Genomic DNA, 18,109 nt, shown 5'->3' on the forward strand with positions numbered 1-18,109 from the left:
ATGGCCGGCTCCACCAATCGTTCCAGCATGCGCGGCGGCCGATCCCGCCGGGCGATGGCCGACATCAACGTCGTGCCGTATATCGACGTCATGCTGGTGCTGCTCGTCATCTTCATGGTGACGGCGCCGCTCGTCGCGCCTTCGATCGTGAACCTGCCCACGGTCGGCGGCGCCGCGCCCCAGCAGCAGACACCGCCCGTCGTCGTCAACGTGCGCGGCGACGGCAAGATGACCGTTCGCTACAAAGACGACGCAGGCGGCTCGCAAGAGCAACAGATGACGCGCGCCGATCTAGCGGCCTTCGTCACCGAACGCGAAGCCTCGCACCCGGACCAACCTGTCGTGATCGCCGCCGATAAGACCGTGCAGTACGAAGCGGTCATGAACGTGATGTCCGACTTGAAGGCGCGCGGCGTCAAGCGCGTGGGCTTGCTCGTCAAATCGCAATGAACCCCAAGCAGTCCGTCTACCCCCTGCAACCGCCTCGCGAGCGCGGCACCTGGCGCGCGTTCGCGCTTGCGCTCGTGATGCACGTGTTGCTGGGCCTGTTCCTCTATCACGGCATCCAATGGCAGAACAGCACGCCGGCCGGCGCGGAAGCCGAGATCTGGACGGAAATTCCGCCCACGCCCGCCCCTAGGCAGCCGCCAGCTCCCCCTGCTCCGCCCGTGCGAGTGCAACCCGCGCCGCCCGTCGATCAAGAGCAAGCGGACATCGCGCTGCAGGAGAAGAAACGCAAGGAGCAGGAAGCTGCGCAGCGCGCGGCGCAGCTCGCAGAACAACAGCGTCAGAAGGCGCTGCAAGATCAGCAAGAGCAGGCCAAGCGCCAGGAAGCGCAAGCGCGCGAGCAAGCAGCGCGTCTCGCCGCGCAAAAGGCCGCCGCGGACAAGCTCAAGCAGCAGCAGGCGCAAGCTCAGAAGCAGCGCGAGCAGCAACAGGCCGAACAGCAGAAGCAAGCGCAGCTGAAGCAACAGCAGCTCGAGGCCCAACAAAAGGCCGAAGCGGAAAAGAAGGCGGAAGCCGAAAAAGCCGCCGAGGAAAAGGCCGCCAAGGCGAAAGCGCTGGCGCAGCAGCAAGCCAAGCAGAAGCAGCAGCTCGAGCAAGAGCGGCGCGCGCGGCTTTCGCAACTGCAAGGCATGGCCGCCCAAAGCCAAGGCGGCAACGGGCTCGCGAAAAGCGGCACGGGCAGCGGCTCGGGCGGAACGGCGGCCTCGCCGGGCTACGCCGACAAGGTCCGCAGGCGCGTCAAGCCCAATATCATTTGGGCCGGCGCGACCGAAGGGCTGGAAACCGTCGTCTCGGTGCATTGCGCGCCCGACGGCCAATTGCTGTCTGTTTCGATCAAAAAGAGCAGCGGCAATCCTCAGTGGGATGCCGCGGCGGCAAACGCGGTAAACGCATCGAATCCGATGCCTCTCGACATCAACGGGAAAGCGCCGGCTTCGTTCTTGATCACACTGCGGCCGGCCGGCTCGAGCTGATGGGGAAACATGCGAGACGCGACGCAGTGTGCATCGTCAGGAACGATTCCTGCATCCCGTAGTCTCTTTGCTGTCGTGCCATTTTTTCGCTTTATGGGATTTTCAGCATGAGTTTGATGACGAAACTGGGCTTGAGAACATTGCTGGCGTCGTGCCTGATCGCGTCGGCCGGCGCCTCGCATGCGCAACTGAACGTGCTCGTAACGGGCGTTGGCTCCACGCAGTACCCGATTGCAACGGCCAATTTCGCGGGAGAAACGAGCGCTCAGCAATCGATCAGCGAGATCGTTCGCCAAGATTTGCAGCGCAGCGGCAAGTTCACGAACATCGACGCGGGCTCCACCCCTGTATCGGAAAACGACTCCGTCGATCTGGGCGCATGGAAGGCGAAAGGCGCCAACGCGTTCGTGGCCGGCAGCGTGACGCGCGCCGCCAACGGCCAGTACGACGTGCGATTCCGCCTTTACGACACGGTGAAGGGCCAAAGCCTGGGCGGCTTGTCCTTTACGACGCCTAAAGACAGCTTGCGCCTCACGGCTCACAAGATCTCCGACTACATCTATCAAAAACTGCTCGGCACCCGCGGCGTGTTCGCGACGCGTCTGTCGTACGTGATCAAGGTCGGCAGCCGGTATCAACTGCAAATTTCCGATTCGGACGGCCAAGACGCGCATGTCGCCCTGTCCAGCCCGGAGCCGATCATCTCGCCGGCCTGGTCGCCCGACGGCACGAAGGTGGCCTACGTCTCGTTCGAGAAACGCAAACCGATCGTCTACATCCACGACTTGCCCACGGGCCGCCGCGTCGTCATCTCCGATCAGAAGGGCAACAATAGCGCGCCCGCCTGGTCGCCCGATGGCCGCACGGTCGCGGTTGCCCTCTCGCGCACGGGCAATACGCAGATTTGGGCCGTCAACGCCAACGGCGGCGGCCTGCGCCGCCTGTCGCAGAGCACGTCGATCGATACGGAGCCGTTCTACTCTCCTGACGGCCAGTGGATCTATTTCACGAGCGATCGAGGCGGCCAGCCGCAGATCTACAAGATGCCGGCGGCGGGCGAAAGCGCAGGCGCGGCGCAGCGCGTGACCTTCACCGGCAGCTACAACACGAGTCCGCGCGTGAGCCCGGACGGCAAGGAACTCGCCTATATCTCGCGCGTCGGCGGAGCGTTCAAGCTTTATGTCCAGGACCTCCAAACTGGCGTCGCGACGGCTTTGACGGACACGACACACGACGAATCGCCGAGTTTCGCGGCGAACGGTCAGTACATTCTTTACGCCACTCAGGTGAACGGCCGTGGCGTGTTGGCTGCGGTCTCGACCGACGGTCGGACTCGGCAAATTCTGTCCGTTCAGGGCGGCAGCGTGCGCGAGCCGTCTTGGGGTCCTTTTATGCAATGACACACAAGGAGAGTAAAAAATGATGTCCAAACTTCGTATCGTGTTTGCGGTGATGCTGGTCGGCGCGTTGGCGGCCTGCCATTCGGGCACGAAGCTCAACGAGAACCCCACGCAGGGTGCGGTCGGCACGCAGCCGAACCCGAACGCAGTCGCGCCGGTGACCGTTGACGAACTGAACAATCCGAACAGCCCGCTGGCCAAGCGCAGCGTGTATTTCGACTTCGACAGCTACTCGGTCAAGCCGGAGTATCAATCGCTGCTGCAAGCGCACGCGAACTACCTGAAGAGCCATCCGCAACGCCACGTTCTGATCCAAGGCAATACCGACGAGCGCGGCACGAGCGAGTACAACCTCGCCCTGGGCCAAAAGCGTGCGGAAGCGGTCAAGCAAGGCCTCGAAACGTTGGGCGTGCAGGATTCGCAAATGGAAGCCGTGAGCCTGGGCAAGGAAAAGCCGCTGGCGACGGGTCATGACGAAGCTTCGTGGGCGCAAAACCGCCGTGCGGACATCGTCTATCAGTAATTCGTAACGGGTGACAACGCGTATGACGCACCGTTTCTACTGGCTGCGAGGCACCGCAGCCGTATGCGTGGCCGCCTCGGCGCTTGTCGCCGGGCCGGCGCACGCGGGCCTGTTCGACGACGACCAGGCGCGCCAAGCCATTCTCGACTTGCGCACGAAGACCGACAACCTCACGAGCCAACTGGCCGCCGCGCAGCGCACACTGCTCGATCAGCAGGGGCGCATCGATCAGCTGAACCAGCAGATCGCGACGGTGCGCGGGCAAAACGAGGATCTGGCGAACCAGGTCACCACGCTGCAGAAGCAACAGAAGGACTACTACACCGATCTGGATACGCGGCTCAAGAAGTTCGAGCCGCAGCAACAGACGGTGGACGGCGTCCAAGGCACGGTGCAGCCCGGTGAAACGGAGGCGTTCAACGCGGCGTCGCAACAGTTTCGCAGCGGCGACTACAAAGGCGCCGCGGCGGCATTTCGCGATTTCGTCGCGAAGTACCCGCAAAGCCCTTACCAGCCGACGGCGCAGTACTGGCTCGGCAACGCGCTGTATGCCCTGCGTGACTACAAGGGATCGACGGCGGTTTGGCAGGGCATCGTGAAGAACTACCCGCAGCATCCGCGCGCCCCCGAAGCGCTGCTCGCGATCGCGAACAACCAATTGGAGCAAGGCCAGAAGGCGGCGGCTCGCAAGACGTTGCAGCAGATCGTTTCGCAGTACGCGGGGTCGGACGTGGTGCAAAGCGCGCAGCAAAAGCTCGCGCAGATTAAGTAAGCAGCATAGGGAGTGGCGCGGGCGGCATGGTGTTGACGATGCCTGCCTCCCACGCTACAATCTCGCCTCTTCGGGTCGTTAGCTCAGCTGGTAGAGCAGCGGACTTTTAATCCGTTGGTCACTGGTTCGAATCCAGTACGGCCTACCAAGAAGTCAAGGGCTTAGCAGAGATGCTAGGCCCTTTTTCTTGCTCCGCAGATCTACACTTGCTCCGCGAACACTAGCGGGAACACGCTTCCAAACACTCCAACAGCGCCTTGACCATCTACCGAACGCGCTTGCGACGGCGGCTTGCTTACGGTCGTGCGCCGCAACCCAGTTCGCTGTCATCGCTCGTAAGCCGCATCGGAATATCGCGCATTCCGTTCAACACGCGCCGCGCCTCGACGCGAGTCTCGCGCTCTATGTAGAAAATCAGATGCGGATAGCGCTCAAGCGACTAAGACCTCAGGCCTGGTATGTCCAGCTCGTAGGTATACCGCGGCGAGCCGATGTGTGGGTCCTTCGCAAGCCGTCCGTACGATTTCTCGATGTCGGCAATGAAGCCGAGCGCAGCCTGTTCCGCGCCTTTGTCCGCGAGGCAATAGCTAACCTCATCTTCTACGTCCCGTTCGGCCATCCGTGTCGGGATGACTGGCTTGCCGCTCATTTGTGCGAGGCACGTACGCGCGCACGCAAGGCTTCGAAGTATTTTGCGTATCAGGCTTCGGATAGCGCTGTGCGAAGTCCTCGGAATAGCGACGCAAATACGCTAGTTCCCGTTCGTAGTACGGTAGCAAGTTTTCCATCTATCTCTCAGGTTCTTTGTTGTTTCTTAGATTGCTGCCGGACCTCGGCACCCGAAGCGACTCATACGGTTCGTCTTATTGACCGTCAGCTTCATTCGGGAAGAACCGGCTGTCTGCGCGGCTCTGGTGCGTGCGTATCGCACAGGACTGCACTTTGCAGCTGATAACCATCGAGAGAGATCGCTCGCGCATTCGTGGAGCGCGGGGCGACAGATAACCTTTGGCAAGTCGCGTCGCGGACGGCGCGCATGTCGAGACGCCGTTCGCCGAAGCAAATCCGCCGTCGCCGCTATTGAAGCAACGGCGTCTTCGCCTCCAACCGAAAAAACGCGACCATGTCGGTGAGTTGGGTACCCTGCTCATGTAGCGATACCGATGCGGCCGCGGCCTGCTCGACGAGCGCCGCATTCTGTTGTGTCGCCTGATCCATTTGCGCGACCGCCAGATTCACCTGCTCGATGCCGCGGCTTTGCTCCGCCGAAGCCGCCGCGATCTCGCTCATGATGTCGCTTACCCTAGCGACGGCCCGCGTCACTTCGCTCATCGTCGTACCGGCATCCGATGCGAGTTGCGCGCCATCCTGAACCTTGGCGACGGACGCGGCGATCAGTTCTTTGATTTCCTTGGCGGCGCTGGCCGATCGCTGCGCCAAATTGCGCACTTCGCCCGCCACGACGGCAAAGCCGCGCCCCTGATCGCCAGCCCGCGCGGCTTCCACCGCCGCATTGAGCGCGAGGATGTTCGTTTGAAACGCGATCCCCTCGATGATGCCCGTTATCTCGCCGATCTCTTTCGAGCGGTTGCTAATCTCGCCCATCGTGGCGACGACTCTATCAACAACAGCACTACCCCGCTGCGCCACTTCGGTCGCACTAGAGGCCAGCGAGGTCCCCTGTTGCGCATTGCCGGCATTCTGCAAGACCGCCGACGTGAGTTCTTCCATGCTGGTGGCCGCTTCCTGAAGAGAACTCGCCTGTTCCTCCGTGCGCGACGACAGGTCCTGATTTCCCGCGGCAATCTGGCTCGTGGCCGTCGCGAGATTGTCGGCGCCTCGACGCACCTGCCCGACCACGCGCAAAAGACTTTCGTTCATGTCTTTCAACGCCCGTAAGAGCCGCCCCGTTTCGTCTGCTCGGTCGGATGCGATCGCTTGCGTGAGGTCGCCGCGGGCAACGGCTTCAGCGGCAGACACCGCCATGCCGATCGGCACGGCAATGCTTCGAGTGATGAAATACGCCAGCAGCAACGCACACGCCAATGCAGCCACCGTCACGACGACGATCGTGCGTTGCGCGAACAGCGCCAACCGCGTAATCACCGCGCCCTGCTCATGGGTGCGCGTCATCGCAAGGTCGATCAAGACGTCGATCGCCTTGCCGATCGGTTTATCCGCACCGGCAACCCCGTGATCCCGCTCTTCGATCGACGCCCCCGATTGAACGAGCGGGTCGAGTTTGACGAGCGAATCCCGATAGCCCGCCGTAGCGGCAATCAACGTATCGACATCGCCCGCCTCCGATGGCCCGAAAACCCCCAGCTGCAGCGAGGTCCTGGCCGCTTTGTCGACCTCGTCCAAATCGGACAGAAACTTTGCCCGGTACGCGCCGCCCCGAAGCACATAGTCCTTATAGCTATGGATCGCGTCGCCGAACATGTCCTTCCCATGCTGCAGCAGCCGCAACTTCGCCACTGTCACGGATTCGTATTCTTGCCATTGCGCGCCGATCGCCGACAGACGCGCATACGCGATGAGGCCGAGCACGGTGGTCAACAGCGCAGCGAAAAAGAATGCAGCGGCCAGCCGAGTGCCGATACGAAGATCGCAAAAACGAGGCAGCATGGTGGGTCCTCCGCTAGTGGAACTTCTTCGGTTGTTTCTTGGGCCGCCATCGAGGTCGAAAGACGAAAGCATGGCGCCGTACTCAGGATCAACGGCACTTTTTCGGCTTTCTGAACCGACGAAGCGATCACGTTTTCCCGGAGAACGCAGCCCGGCATCGTGGCCACCGCGTTGGGAAGCGCGAGCCTAGCCATCGCCTTTGGAACAACCGGTACCAACCGAGCCGCCGCAAATGCGGCACGCCGATTCAGGCCTCGGCCGTCACGGCATGCGCTTCGGTTTCCTCCAACGCCCGCAGGAAATGCCGCACGCCCGCCGTCTGCGCGCGTGCGCGCCACAGCACGTGGATCTCCACCAGCAGCGGCAACCAGTCCATCGGCTTGAAGACCACGCCGGGCGGCCTCATGCGCCGCATGCTCGACTGCATGATCGCCAGGCCGAGACCCGCGCTCACGAGCCCGAGCGTCGTCGATACGTGTGCGACTTCGAATTGGATATCCGGCGCGAAACCGCACCCGGCGCACGCCGCTAAAAATCGCTCGCGCGCCGCGGGATTGAGCGACTTGGGCAGCGCAATCCAAGCCATGCCATCGAGATCGCTCGGCGTGAGCGTCTCGCGCGCGGCAAGCGGGTGGTCATCCGCAAGCGCCAGGACGAACGGCTCGCTCGTCAACAAGCGGCTCTCCAGCGATTCGTTGGGCTTGGGCAGGTTGTAGAGCAACGCGACGTCGATCGCCGAGCGCTCGAGCGCATCGATCTGCTCGCCCGAGCGCATCGCCGACAACTTCAGCTTGACCCGCGGATGCGTCGATCGAAACCGGCGCAACGCCGCAGGCAAACGGCCGTTGTGGATGACGCCTTCGCAATAACCGATCGAGAGCGAACACGCTTCGCCCTTGCCAACCTGCCGCGCCCGCTCTTCGATACGTTCGGCCTGGCTCAATAGCTCGCGCGCCTCTCCGAGAAAATCGCGCCCGGCAGGCGTCAGGCGCACGCGCTGTTTGATCCGCTCGAACAACTGCAAGCCCAGATGATCTTCGAGCTGCCGAATCTGGCGCGAAAGCGGCGACTGCGAGATGTGCAGCCGCTCCGCCGCCTGCGCGACGTGCTCGGTTTCCGCCACCGCCACGAAGTACCGCAGTTGCTGCAGCTCCATAATTATGTCCTTTTCAGCAACATCTCTGATCAATTAAGTCTTGGACGGCATTATATCCGGCCGCTAAGCTTCCGGCTGACATCATCGCTTCCGGTCCCCGGCATGGCCATTAACGAGGGCGCGTAGGCCCCGCCGACCGCGCCGTGGGCCGCAGCAAAAGGAAATTTCATCGACATGAACCAACCACGCTTTGCCATTCCGCATGGGGTCTTGCTTGTCACGCTGGTGTTGCTCAGCGCGAGCGGGCTGCTCGCCTCCGACATCAACCTCCCCGGCATGCCGCTCGCCGCGCAAGCGTTCGGCACACCCATCTCGGCGCTACAGCGCACGTTCAGCGTCTACGTCGTCGGGCTCGCGCTTGCACAAGCGGTGTACGGCCCGCTGTCCGACGCCTATGGCCGGCGCCGCCTGGTGATCGGCGGGATGGTCCTCTATACGGTCGCCTCGGTGGCTTGCTCGCTCGCCCCGAACGTGACGGCGTTCGGCCTGGCCCGCATCGTCCAGGCATTCGGCGCAGGCGCCGGCATGGTCATCGGGCGCGCGATCGTCAGCGACATCTTCGACGCGAAGACGGCCGCGCGCACGTTCACGACCATCATGCCGATCGTCGGCGCTTCGCCCGCGCTCTCCCCGCTCGTCGGCGGCTATATCACGACCTACGTTTCGTGGCGCGCGCCGTTCTTGTTCACGGCCGCACTGGGCTTGCTCGCCATCGTGCTGTTGGCCGTCTATATTCCCGAGACGGTGCCCAAGTCCAATCGCCACAACGATGTCATGCGCACCTTCCGCAGCTATCCAATGTTGCTCGGCCAGCCGCGCTTTTGGTCGTATGCGCTCAATTTGTGCGTGGGCTATGCGGCCTATCTCGGCTACCTCGCGGCCTCGCCCGTCATCCTCGTCAGCATGGGCTTGTCGACGAAGGCCATCAGCTACTGTTACCTGACGCTGTCGGCCACCTATATTTTGGGGAATCTGACTTCGCGTCATTTTGCAAAGACGCACGGCATCGATCGCTTGCTCGGCTTGGGCTTCGCTATCCTCGCCGTCGGTGCGGCGTGCTTGCTCGCAGCCGGCCGGTTCGGCGGCATGACGCCGCTGCCGATGATTCTCGCAATATCGGTCGTGACGCTCGCCAACGGATTCATCGTGCCTTTGTCGTTCGCAGGCGGGGTCACGAGCTTTCCCGACAACGCCGGCGCCGCCTCGGGTCTCATGGGCGCAATGCACCTAATGGCCGGTTCGCTCGCGATCTATCTGATCGCCGAGATGCCGGGTACCGTGTCGGCGCTCGCCGGGTTCGTCACCGCCGTTGCTGCGATCGGCTGCGTGGCGTTCCCCCTGCTCCTGCGTTGGTCCAAGCTGCCGCGCAGCGCCGCATCGGTCGCGCGTGCACCTAAGCAAACCGTGTAAGCGTAGCGCTTGGCTTGCGTTCCTTCGCTTCAATGCTTCAAGAATGCTTCAAGATGCCCGGCCTCGTTGGCTGGGCATGTTTCATCCAACGAATCGACGGTGGCCTTGCCCGAGACCTGCGCGTGGTTGGACCAATCTCCTCGTAAACGGCACGCGCCGCGTTGGTATCTCCCGTCACCTCTTGCTACGCACGAAGTCGATATGCGTTTGCATCGCCGTGCGCGCTTCTTCCGGCTGGCGGCCGCAAATCGCCTCGCAAACCATGCGATGTTGCTGCAGCAACATCTCCGATGCGCTCTCTTCCTGCTCGCGCAGCCCCGTGCCGTTGGCCGTGATGTGCTCGCGCAGCACCCCGAGGACGCCCGCATGAAGATGCAAAAACATCGCGTTGTGCGATGCCTTCGCAATCGCTTCGTGCAGCTTGGCGTCGGCCTGCGCCTCGGCCGCTTTGTCGTCGGCGCGCCGCGTCTGCTCGAGCGTGCGCATCAGCGCGGTGATCGTTCTGATCTCTTCTTTCGTGGCCCGCATCGCGGCAAAGTAAGCCGTCGCACCTTCGAGCACGCGGCGAAATTCGAGGATGTCCTCGCGCAGGGCCGGATGGTCGCTCACGAGTTCGCCCCAGGGCGAAGCCACGCTCCTGCGTAAGCGGTCCGTCACGTAAACCCCCGCCCCGCGCCGGCTTTGCAGCAGGTCCCTCGCCGCCAGCCGTTGGATCGCTTCGCGAATGGTATTGCGGGAAACGTCAAATCGTTCGGCAAGCGCGCGCTCGGCCGGCAGGCGCGTCCCCGCCGGCCAAGTGCCGTCGAGCAAAGCCGTTTCGAGCTTGCGCATCGTCGCTTCCACGCGTGAAGCACGCGCGGCTCCGATCTCTCCCATCTTCGTCCTCGCATCATCGAACTGCCACAGCGCCGCCGCCGATTGGTCCAACCAATTTGCACGCGCCAGCGGTTGCGGCAATTATGCGCCCAGATCGCCATCGCCGCGTCCGCCGCACTTCGAATGGCCCAGGAGACAGACATGCAGCAACGGCATTACCCCACGCGCCGGCCCACCGACGTCTACCTTTTCGCCACCTGTTTAGTCGATCTGTTCGTGCCGCAAGCCGGGCTCGATGCAGTGCGCCTGCTAGAGCGTGAAGGGCTCGTGGTTCATTTTCCGCGGGCGCAAAGCTGCTGCGGCCAACCCGCGTACAGCAGCGGCAATCCCGATCAAGCGCGCGCCGTCGCACGGGCGCAATTGGACATGTTCAGCGAGCCCTGGCCAATCATCGTGCCCTCGGGCTCGTGCGCGGGCATGATGCGCCATCATTGGGCGCCCTTGTTCGCCGAGCATCCGGCCGAAGAGGCGAAAGCCCGGCAATTGGCCGAGCGCGTTTTCGAACTCACCGAATTTCTCGTTCATGTGCTCGAAGTCGACTATGGCGACGAAGCCATGCCCACACCGCTTGGCGACGAACGCGTCGTTCTGCATACGTCGTGCGCGGCGCGCCGTGAAATGGGCACGCGTGCCCATGGTGTGGCGCTCGTCGATACGTTGCCGGGCGTGACGCGCGTCGAGCACGAACGCGAATCGGAATGCTGCGGCTTCGGCGGCACGTTCTCGCTCAAGCATCCGGATATTTCGGGCGCCATGGTGCGCGACAAGGTGGCCTCGGCCTGCGCGACAGGATGCGACCGGCTCGTGTCGGCAGACTGCGGCTGCCTGCTCAACATCGGCCACGCGGCCGAACACGAAGGCGCGCCGCTCGCCGTCGAGCATTTGGCGAGTTTTCTATGGCGGCGCACCGGAGGCGACGCTCGGGCCGTACGCAGCCCCGCCGCCGAGCGTCGGACCGCCGGTTCCCGCGCTGAGCATGCTCCGACGGCGACGCCGTCCGGTGAGGCCCCGCGCAAGCTGGAGCGTCAATCATGATCGGCGCCCGCGAGCGCATTCTCGGGCGCCTTCGCTCGACCCAGCCGACACAGCCGAGCGTTGGGGAAACGCAGTTGGATGGCCGCATCGACGCGCACTACGGCCAATGGGGCGCGTTGCGCGAGGCTACCGGCGCAGCGCGCATCGATGCCTTCGAAGCCGCCCTCACGGCCGCGCACGCCGAAGTATGGCGCGCGAGCGCGGCGACCTGGCAGGCGCAGCTGGCAGAGCGCATCGCGCAAGCCGGCGTGCGGCGCTTGCTGCTGGATACGGAACGGCCCGAGGGCGCGGCGCTCGCCGCCGCGTTGCCCGCGACCGTCGAACCGCTCCCGTTCGCGCAGCCACTCGAACAGTGGAAGGCCGAACTCTTCGATACGGTCGAAGCCGGCTTCACGGTCGCGCGCTCGGGCATCGCCGCAACGGGGACCCTCGTCCTTTGCCCGGACCACGGCTCGCCTCGCACGATGTCTCTCGCCCCGCCGCTGCACATCGCCCTCGTCTACGCCGACACGCTGCACCGCGACCTGCATGAAGCCGCGCATACGGAACGCTGGCGCGAGGGCATGCCGACGAATCTCGTGCTCGTCTCCGGCCCGTCGAAAACCTCGGACATCCAACAAACGCTCGCTTACGGCGCACACGGCCCCCGTACGCTATGGGTCGTCATCGTCACCGACGACGAGGGCACGGACCACACGCAAGGAGACGATCGATGAGCACTCAAGCGCTTCATTTCGTGCCGCCCGGCGATTTCAAGGCACGCGCGCGCGCAGCGCTCGACGACCCTCAGTTGCGCGCCAGCTTTCGCGGCGCGATGGATTTCTTGCAAGCGAAACGCGCCGTTCAGTTTCCCGATGCCAACGAGCTCGAGGCGCTGCGCGATCTGGGCGAGGCCATTCGCCAACACGCGCTCGCACGCCTGCCCGAATTGTTGCAGACGCTCGAGACCGCGCTCGTCGCTCGCGGCGTGCGCGTGCATTGGGCCGAGACGCCGGCCGAGGCGAACGCGATCATCCTCGACATCGCACGGGCTCATCGCGCCAAACGCGTCATCAAAGGCAAATCGATGGCGAGCGAGGAGATCGAACTCAACGATTACCTTGCCGAACACGGCGTGACCTGCACCGAATCCGACCTGGGCGAATTCATCGTTCAGTTGGCCGACGAGAAGCCATCGCACATCGTCATGCCCGCGATTCACAAAACCAAGGCCGATATCGCTCACCTGTTCGAGGCGAAGATCGCCGATGCGGCCTACACCGAGGACGTCGATGCCTTGCTGCAGACGGGCCGGCGCGCGCTGCGTCATGCCTTCGTCGATGCCGACATCGGCCTATCGGGCGTGAACTTCGCGGCGGCCGATACGGGAACGCTCTGGCTCGTCGAGAATGAAGGCAATGGGCGGCTGTCGACCACCGTGCCCGACGTGCATATCGCGGTCATGGGCATCGAGAAAGTCGTGGCCAAGCTCGAGCACATCGTGCCGCTCTCGAGTCTGCTCACGCGCTCGGCCACGGGCCAGGCCATCACCACCTACTTCAATCTGATCACGGGCCCGCGGCGCGAAGGCGAACGCGACGGCCCGAGGGAAATGCACGTGGTGCTGCTCGACAACGGCCGCACCCAAGCCTATGCCGACGAGCAATTGCGCGCGACGTTGCAATGCATCCGCTGCGGCGCGTGCATGAACCACTGCCCGGTCTATACGCGCATCGGCGGCCACGCTTACGGCACGACCTATCCGGGCCCCATCGGCAAGATCATCTCGCCGCATTTGCTCGGGTTGGATGCCACGGCGGATTTGCCCACCGCATCGTCGCTGTGCGGCGCCTGCGGCGAAGTCTGCCCCGTGCGCATTCCGATTCCGCAATTGCTGATTCGGCTGCGCACGGAAGCCAATCGCGCGCCGACCGAAGCCGTATCGCATCCGCTGCGCGGGCAAGGCGCGAACTACAGCCAACGCGAGCAAATCGTCTGGCGCTTCTGGCGCGGCGCGTTCGCGCATCCGCGCGTCTATCGATTGTTCCGCTGGGCGGCAACGCGGCTATCGGCCTTCACGCCGCGACGGCAGATGGGATGGACGCAGCACCGCACGCCCCTCAAACCCGCACCGCGCAGCCTCGCCGATCTGCTGCGCAGCCGCGGCCAACCCGAATAACGCGACCGACGCGAACGCGCCCGGCAATCCCCGTTCAACGCTCGACGCGTACCGTCGAACAGGGGCTTGACCGTGCGCTCGCCGACGGCGCTCCCGTTTTTTTACGCATCTTCGGAGGAGACCGACATGCAGGCTTGGAGTCAAACGTATATGCCGCTCGGCAGCTTGGGGCTATCCGCCCTGGCGGCCGGCATCCCCGTCCTGTTTTATTTCGTCGCGCTGGCGGGCCTGAAGCTTAAGGGGCACGTCGCGGCTGCGATCACGCTCGCGCTTTCCCTCGCGGTGGCGATCGCCGCTTATCACATGCCGGCCACGCAAGCATTTGCGGCCGCGGGCTATGGCTTCGCTTACGGTCTATGGCCGATCGCATGGATCATCGTGACGGCCGTGTTCCTCTATAAGATCGTCGTCAAAGCCGGGCAATTCGACATCATTCGCGCCTCGGTCCTGTCGATCACCGACGATCGCCGCTTGCAAATGCTATTGGTCGGGTTTTCCTTCGGCGCATTTCTCGAGGGCGCCGCGGGCTTCGGCGCGCCGGTGGCCATCACGGCCGCGCTGCTCGTTGGCCTCGGCTTCAATCCGCTCTACGCCGCAGGCCTGTGCCTCATGGCCAATACGGCGCCCGTCGCGTTCGGCGCCATGGGCATTCCCATCATCGTCGCGGGACAAGTGACGGGTCTCGATCCGTTTCATATCGGCGCGATGGCGGGGCGGCAGTTGCCGCTGCTCTCGCTCTTCGTGCCGTTCTGGCTCGTGTTCGTCATGGACGGCTTGCGCGGCGTAAGACAAACGTGGCCCGCGGCGCTCGTCGCCGGCGGCAGCTTCGCGATCACGCAGTACTTCACGTCCAACCACATCGGACCGGAGCTGCCGGACATCACCTCGGCGCTCGTGAGCCTCGTTTCGCTCACGACCTTCCTCAAAATCTGGCAGCCGCGCACGGCATCGCAAGCGGCCATGGGCGTCACGGGCGGGGGCGCCGCGACGCTCTCCGGTTTCGGCTCAGGCGGCAATGCCGCGCCGATCGCGGGCCGCAGCCGCCAAGCCTCGCCGTACACCACCGCACAAACGCTGCGTGCATGGACGCCTTTCGTACTCCTAACGATCATCGTCACGATCTGGAGCTTGCCCGCGTTCAAAGCGCTGTTCGCGACGCACGGCGCGTTGGCCGGTACGGTCTTGTCGGTGCACGTTCCCGGACTCGATCGGCTGGTGCTCAAAACCGCACCGATCGTCGCCACGCCGAAGGCCTACGATGCCGTCTTCAAACTCGACCTCGTCTCGGCCGTCGGCACGGCCATTCTGCTCACGGCGCTGATCTCCGCCGCCCTGCTGCGCGTCAAACCGCGCGAAGCCGCCGCCACGCTCGTGGAAACGATCGGCGAGCTGCGCCGCCCGGTGTTGTCGATCGGCCTCGTGCTCGCGTTCGCTTTCGTCGAGAACTACTCGGGCATGTCCTCCACTCTCGCCCTGCTCCTCGCGGGCACGGGCGCGGCGTTTCCGTTCTTTTCGCCGCTGCTCGGATGGCTCGGAGTGTTTTTGACTGGCTCGGACACTTCGTCGAACGCCCTCTTCTGCTCGCTTCAACATACGACCGCACATCAGATCGGCGTGTCCGACACGTTGCTCGTCGCGGCCAACACGACGGGCGGCGTGACCGGCAAGATGATCTCGCCGCAATCGATCGCCGTGGCGTGTGCCGCAACGGGCCTCGCGGGGCAGGAGGCGTCGCTGTTTCGCTTCACGCTGCGGCACAGCCTGTTCTTCGCGTTCATCGTCTGCGTGATGACGGTGGTTCAGGCCTATTGGCTGACGGGGATGCTCGTCCACTGACAGGCTGCGCCGCGTGGCGCGCCGGGGCTCAGCCCCAGGCGCGCTCACCCTCGGCCGCGACGATCGTGCATTGCAAGCCCTGCGCTGCGCCGGCACGATCGATCGCGGCTTCCAATTGGGCGAACGGATAGGCCGTCACGTCAATCGCATCGAGCGAGAGCTGCCCCGACGCCACGAGCGAGACCAGCGTCAAATAATCGGCCCGCGTGTACATGAAGTTGCCGATCAACTCCCAGTTGTTGAGCAGCATCTCGCCGTAGGGGATCGGCAGTTCCACCTGCATGCTACCCATCAAAACGAGCCGGCCGTTGCGGCGCAGGCTCCGCAGCGCGGCGAGGGTCGCAGCGGCATCGGTTGCGTGGCCGACCATGTCGAAGGCGAGATCCACCCCGCCGCCCGCGGCTTCGCGAATCGCGGCTGCGTCGCGCGCGTCATCGCCCGTGAGCACGACCGGTCGCACGCGCCCCGCGCCTAGTTCGACGAGTTTCGCCAGCGCTTGCGCACGGCGGCCCAATGCGATGACGCGGCTTGCGCCGAGCGCCAGCGCGGCCAGTACCGCAGCCGAACCGAAATAGCCCGTGGCGCCGTTGACGGCGACTACTTCACCCGCGGTCAATCGTCCGCGCCGCAATCCGCCGAACGGGACCGAGAACTTGCCGAGCACGGCGAGGCTCGACGACGGCACCGCATCGAGACCGTCCAAGGCGATGACCGTCGAGGCGGGGAACTCGGCCAATTCCCGCAGCGTGCCGTGGCGAAAGTCATGGAGCAGCGGTGCGCTCGCGGCACTGATACCGGTCAGCCCGATCAGCACTTGCTCCGGCTCCGCAACCGTTTCGTCGGCGCGCCAGTAGGGATTGACGGCGACGCGCTGGCCAGGGCGAAAGCCGAATACCCCCTCTCCCACCGCTTCGATGCGGCCGACGCCGTTCGTTCCCGGCGAAAACGGCCCGGGCGGAAAGGCATAGGGCAGCTTGCCCTCGATATAAGCACGCGTGTAACTGAGTAGCGGCACGGCTTCCATGCGCAGCAGCACGGCGCCGCGCCGCGGTTGCGGCGTAGGCTCTTCACGCAGTTCCAAGGGTTTGCCAGGTTCGTCGAGCATCCAGGCCTTCATCGTCGTTTCCTCCGGTGTATTCGAGCAGGGAATTGAAATCGGACGATTGAACTCTAGGCCTCGCCTAGGTATTCTTGAAATCAATTCTCGTCATTCGACCCATAAACGTGATTGATCTCAAAGGCGTCGACCTCAACTTGCTCGTTTCGCTCGATGCATTGCTCGAGGAATCGAACGTGACGCGGGCGGCCGCACGGTTGCATCTGACGCAGCCCGCCGTCTCGACGCAACTTGCGCGGTTGCGGCAGATGTTTGGCGATCCGCTGCTGATACCTTCCCCGAGTGGCCGCGGCATGACGCGCAGCGCGCGTGGGACCGAGCTGATGGCGCCGCTCAAGGCTGCGCTCGCGCAAGTCGAAGCCGTCGTGCGCGGACAGCCGTCGTTCGATCCGTTCGTCGATGCGCGCCGGTTCGTGATCGCGGGAAGCGATCAAGCCGTGGCCGTGCTCGGGTTTCGTTTGATGCAGTCGTGGCCCGCCCATGCCGGGCCGAACGCGCAACTCGCGTTCGTCGCGGCGGAATCGGCCGTGAGCGTCGACCGCCTCGAGCGTGGCGAGATCGATGTCCTAATCGGCTCGGAGCGAATGGTTCCGGCGTGGGCGAAGGCGCGCAAGCTCTACGACGAGCGCTTCGTCTGCGTGCAGCGCAAGGGCCACCCGCGCGGCGCCGCGCCGCTGGACCTGGATACGTACTGCTCGCTCGAGCATGTACTCGTGTCGACGAGCGGCGGCAGCTTCTTCGGGTTCATGGACGAGCATTTGCAAGCGCTAGGCCGAGCGCGCCGCGTCGCCCTCTCGGTGCAGCACTTCACCGTCGTGCCCGAATTGCTCGCGCTGACCGATTACGTCTCCACGTTGCCCGTGCGCCTCGTCACGCGGTATCGCGAGGCGCTCGACGTGTTCGAGTTGCCGTTCGAGGCGCGCGGCTTTTCGATGTTCGCCGCCTGGCATCCGCGCAGCCATTTGGACCCGGCCAGCGTGTGGCTGCGCGATCTGCTTGCGCAAGTGGCGCAGCGGTAAAAGGCATAGGCATTGAAAGCCTTGCGGCGGAACCCCTCCTTTGCTCACCGCCATCGGCCATCGTCGCCCTGCGCGCTAGCCTCTTTCACGGCGAAGCAGCGCAACGGCGGCCAATCCCACCGCGATGCCGAGGTACACGCTCGTCATCGAGCGCGGCCCCAGATGCGCCTCGAACCCCGGCGTCAAGCGTTTGGGCACGAAGTGATAATCCACGCAGTACGCCGTGGCCGCGGTCGCTGCAGCGGCCGCGATGACGCCCGCTGGGTGCGCTCGCGGTGCGCGTGGAACGATGCGCTCGAACAGCACGGCCCAGAAGATAGCGGCGGCCTGATGAATGCCCAAGCCGAGCAGCGTATGGCGCACGCTGAATCCGCGTTCGCGTACGGCTCGCTCGGGCCAGATGTAATGCGTGACGGCGTTGATCGGCGCGCACATCGTGCCGCCTTCCATGCGCGCGCCATACGCGGCCGCGCCTGCCGCCCCGAGGCCCGCGACGGTTCCGGATGCACAAGCGCGCCGCACGGCCGGCGCACCCAGCGCGCGCGCCGCGCCATTGAACAGTTTTGTCATTGTTCTCATCGCCGCCTCGACTAACTGGACCCGCGCGATCGATCTCGCTCGCTTTGCGTCCCAGCGGGGGTGCCCGGTTTAGTGTCCGGACCGGCGGTGGGTGCGGCGTCTTCCACGGGACCAGCAAC

Annotated in this window: 15 protein-coding genes, 1 tRNA gene and 1 pseudogene; 12 read left to right on the plus strand and 5 right to left on the minus strand. The window is 64.3% G+C overall.

The features are described from left to right. From tolR to MMB74_RS12865, 6 genes are all read left to right on the plus strand, one after another. Entirely contained in the window at positions 1 to 450 is a 450-nt protein-coding gene (gene tolR / locus MMB74_RS12840; RefSeq protein ID WP_277429023.1) for a protein TolR, read from the plus strand. Further along, positions 447 to 1,481, plus strand: a complete 1,035-nt coding sequence (tolA, locus tag MMB74_RS12845; RefSeq protein ID WP_277429024.1) for a cell envelope integrity protein TolA — start codon at positions 447 to 449, stop codon at positions 1,479 to 1,481. Before tolR ends, tolA begins: the two co-directional genes overlap by 4 nt. Before the next feature lie 107 nt (positions 1,482 to 1,588). Then, positions 1,589 to 2,881 carry a Tol-Pal system beta propeller repeat protein TolB gene (gene tolB / locus MMB74_RS12850; protein ID WP_277429025.1) on the plus strand — a complete coding sequence of 431 codons (1,293 nt, stop codon included), beginning with the start codon at positions 1,589 to 1,591 and terminating at the stop codon, positions 2,879 to 2,881. Positions 2,882 to 2,900: 19 nt separating this feature from the next. Continuing rightward, positions 2,901 to 3,404, plus strand: a complete 504-nt coding sequence (gene pal / locus MMB74_RS12855; RefSeq protein WP_277429026.1) for a peptidoglycan-associated lipoprotein Pal — start codon at positions 2,901 to 2,903, stop codon at positions 3,402 to 3,404. 22 nt (positions 3,405 to 3,426) lie between these two features. Continuing rightward, positions 3,427 to 4,176 carry a tol-pal system protein YbgF gene (gene ybgF / locus MMB74_RS12860; RefSeq protein ID WP_277429027.1) on the plus strand — a complete coding sequence of 250 codons (750 nt, stop codon included), beginning with the start codon at positions 3,427 to 3,429 and terminating at the stop codon, positions 4,174 to 4,176. Positions 4,177 to 4,248: 72 nt separating this feature from the next. Continuing rightward, positions 4,249 to 4,324 (plus strand) — tRNA-Lys (locus MMB74_RS12865). Between the two features lie 929 nt (positions 4,325 to 5,253). Here MMB74_RS12865 and MMB74_RS12870 read toward each other — a convergent pair. Both MMB74_RS12870 and MMB74_RS12875 read right to left on the minus strand, forming a co-directional pair. After that, positions 5,254 to 6,804 (minus strand): methyl-accepting chemotaxis protein, encoded by a 1,551-nt coding sequence (locus tag MMB74_RS12870; protein WP_277429028.1) that lies wholly within the window; start codon positions 6,802 to 6,804, stop codon positions 5,254 to 5,256. Between the two features lie 247 nt (positions 6,805 to 7,051). Next, positions 7,052 to 7,960 carry a LysR substrate-binding domain-containing protein gene (locus MMB74_RS12875; RefSeq protein ID WP_277429029.1) on the minus strand — a complete coding sequence of 303 codons (909 nt, stop codon included), beginning with the start codon at positions 7,958 to 7,960 and terminating at the stop codon, positions 7,052 to 7,054. 174 nt (positions 7,961 to 8,134) lie between these two features. Here MMB74_RS12875 and MMB74_RS12880 point away from each other — a divergent pair, with 174 nt between their 5' ends. Next, positions 8,135 to 9,370, plus strand: a complete 1,236-nt coding sequence (locus MMB74_RS12880) for a multidrug effflux MFS transporter (RefSeq protein WP_277429030.1) — start codon at positions 8,135 to 8,137, stop codon at positions 9,368 to 9,370. Between the two features lie 174 nt (positions 9,371 to 9,544). Here the strand turns inward: MMB74_RS12880 and MMB74_RS12885 are convergent, their stop codons facing one another. Next, entirely contained in the window at positions 9,545 to 10,246 is a 702-nt protein-coding gene (locus MMB74_RS12885) for a FadR/GntR family transcriptional regulator (protein ID WP_277429031.1), read from the minus strand. A gap of 141 nt (positions 10,247 to 10,387) precedes the next feature. On the opposite strand from MMB74_RS12885, the pseudogene MMB74_RS12890 reads away from it, so the two are divergent. The 4 genes and pseudogenes from MMB74_RS12890 to MMB74_RS12905 all read left to right on the plus strand — a co-directional run. After that, a pseudogene (locus tag MMB74_RS12890) lies at positions 10,388 to 11,161 on the plus strand ((Fe-S)-binding protein); the annotation flags it as partial. 116 nt (positions 11,162 to 11,277) lie between these two features. Continuing rightward, complete coding sequence (locus tag MMB74_RS12895) at positions 11,278 to 11,997, plus strand: LUD domain-containing protein (RefSeq protein WP_277429033.1); 720 nt, start codon at positions 11,278 to 11,280, stop codon at positions 11,995 to 11,997. Then, positions 11,994 to 13,439, plus strand: coding sequence for a LutB/LldF family L-lactate oxidation iron-sulfur protein (locus tag MMB74_RS12900; RefSeq protein ID WP_277429034.1), 1,446 nt, complete (start codon positions 11,994 to 11,996; stop codon positions 13,437 to 13,439). The genes MMB74_RS12895 and MMB74_RS12900 overlap by 4 nt, the downstream gene beginning before the upstream one ends. Before the next feature lie 126 nt (positions 13,440 to 13,565). Further along, the gene (locus tag MMB74_RS12905; protein WP_277429035.1) at positions 13,566 to 15,275 is read left to right on the plus strand and encodes a lactate permease LctP family transporter; all 1,710 of its coding nucleotides are present in this window, start codon (positions 13,566 to 13,568) and stop codon (positions 15,273 to 15,275) included. A gap of 28 nt (positions 15,276 to 15,303) precedes the next feature. Here the strand turns inward: MMB74_RS12905 and MMB74_RS12910 are convergent, their stop codons facing one another. Further along, on the minus strand, positions 15,304 to 16,392 hold the full coding sequence (locus MMB74_RS12910) for a zinc-binding dehydrogenase (protein ID WP_277429036.1): 1,089 nt from the start codon (positions 16,390 to 16,392) through the stop codon (positions 15,304 to 15,306). A 107-nt stretch (positions 16,393 to 16,499) separates the two neighbouring features. Between MMB74_RS12910 and MMB74_RS12915 the strand changes: the two genes are divergently transcribed. Beyond that, positions 16,500 to 17,411 carry a LysR family transcriptional regulator gene (locus tag MMB74_RS12915; protein WP_277429037.1) on the plus strand — a complete coding sequence of 304 codons (912 nt, stop codon included), beginning with the start codon at positions 16,500 to 16,502 and terminating at the stop codon, positions 17,409 to 17,411. A 75-nt stretch (positions 17,412 to 17,486) separates the two neighbouring features. On the opposite strand, the gene MMB74_RS12920 is transcribed toward MMB74_RS12915, so the two are convergent. Next, positions 17,487 to 17,990, minus strand: coding sequence for a hypothetical protein (locus MMB74_RS12920; protein ID WP_277429038.1), 504 nt, complete (start codon positions 17,988 to 17,990; stop codon positions 17,487 to 17,489). Positions 17,991 to 18,109 lie beyond the last annotated feature (119 nt).

This window comes from Trinickia sp. Y13 (assembly GCF_029522115.1).
Classification (GTDB): domain Bacteria; phylum Pseudomonadota; class Gammaproteobacteria; order Burkholderiales; family Burkholderiaceae; genus Trinickia.

Bases quoted from the DNA above. Each gene is read 5' to 3' on its own strand.
- tolR (WP_277429023.1), top strand. From the start codon at position 1: ATGGCCGGCTCCACCAATCGTTCCAGCATGCGCGGCGGCCGATCCCGC.
- tolA (WP_277429024.1), top strand. From the start codon at position 447: ATGAACCCCAAGCAGTCCGTCTACCCCCTGCAACCGCCTCGCGAGCGC.
- tolB (WP_277429025.1), top strand. From the start codon at position 1,589: ATGAGTTTGATGACGAAACTGGGCTTGAGAACATTGCTGGCGTCGTGC.
- pal (WP_277429026.1), top strand. From the start codon at position 2,901: ATGATGTCCAAACTTCGTATCGTGTTTGCGGTGATGCTGGTCGGCGCG.
- ybgF (WP_277429027.1), top strand. From the start codon at position 3,427: ATGACGCACCGTTTCTACTGGCTGCGAGGCACCGCAGCCGTATGCGTG.
- MMB74_RS12870 (WP_277429028.1), bottom strand. From the start codon at position 6,804: ATGCTGCCTCGTTTTTGCGATCTTCGTATCGGCACTCGGCTGGCCGCT.
- MMB74_RS12875 (WP_277429029.1), bottom strand. From the start codon at position 7,960: ATGGAGCTGCAGCAACTGCGGTACTTCGTGGCGGTGGCGGAAACCGAG.
- MMB74_RS12880 (WP_277429030.1), top strand. From the start codon at position 8,135: ATGAACCAACCACGCTTTGCCATTCCGCATGGGGTCTTGCTTGTCACG.
- MMB74_RS12885 (WP_277429031.1), bottom strand. From the start codon at position 10,246: ATGGGAGAGATCGGAGCCGCGCGTGCTTCACGCGTGGAAGCGACGATG.
- MMB74_RS12895 (WP_277429033.1), top strand. From the start codon at position 11,278: ATGATCGGCGCCCGCGAGCGCATTCTCGGGCGCCTTCGCTCGACCCAG.
- MMB74_RS12900 (WP_277429034.1), top strand. From the start codon at position 11,994: ATGAGCACTCAAGCGCTTCATTTCGTGCCGCCCGGCGATTTCAAGGCA.
- MMB74_RS12905 (WP_277429035.1), top strand. From the start codon at position 13,566: ATGCAGGCTTGGAGTCAAACGTATATGCCGCTCGGCAGCTTGGGGCTA.
- MMB74_RS12910 (WP_277429036.1), bottom strand. From the start codon at position 16,392: ATGAAGGCCTGGATGCTCGACGAACCTGGCAAACCCTTGGAACTGCGT.
- MMB74_RS12920 (WP_277429038.1), bottom strand. From the start codon at position 17,990: ATGAGAACAATGACAAAACTGTTCAATGGCGCGGCGCGCGCGCTGGGT.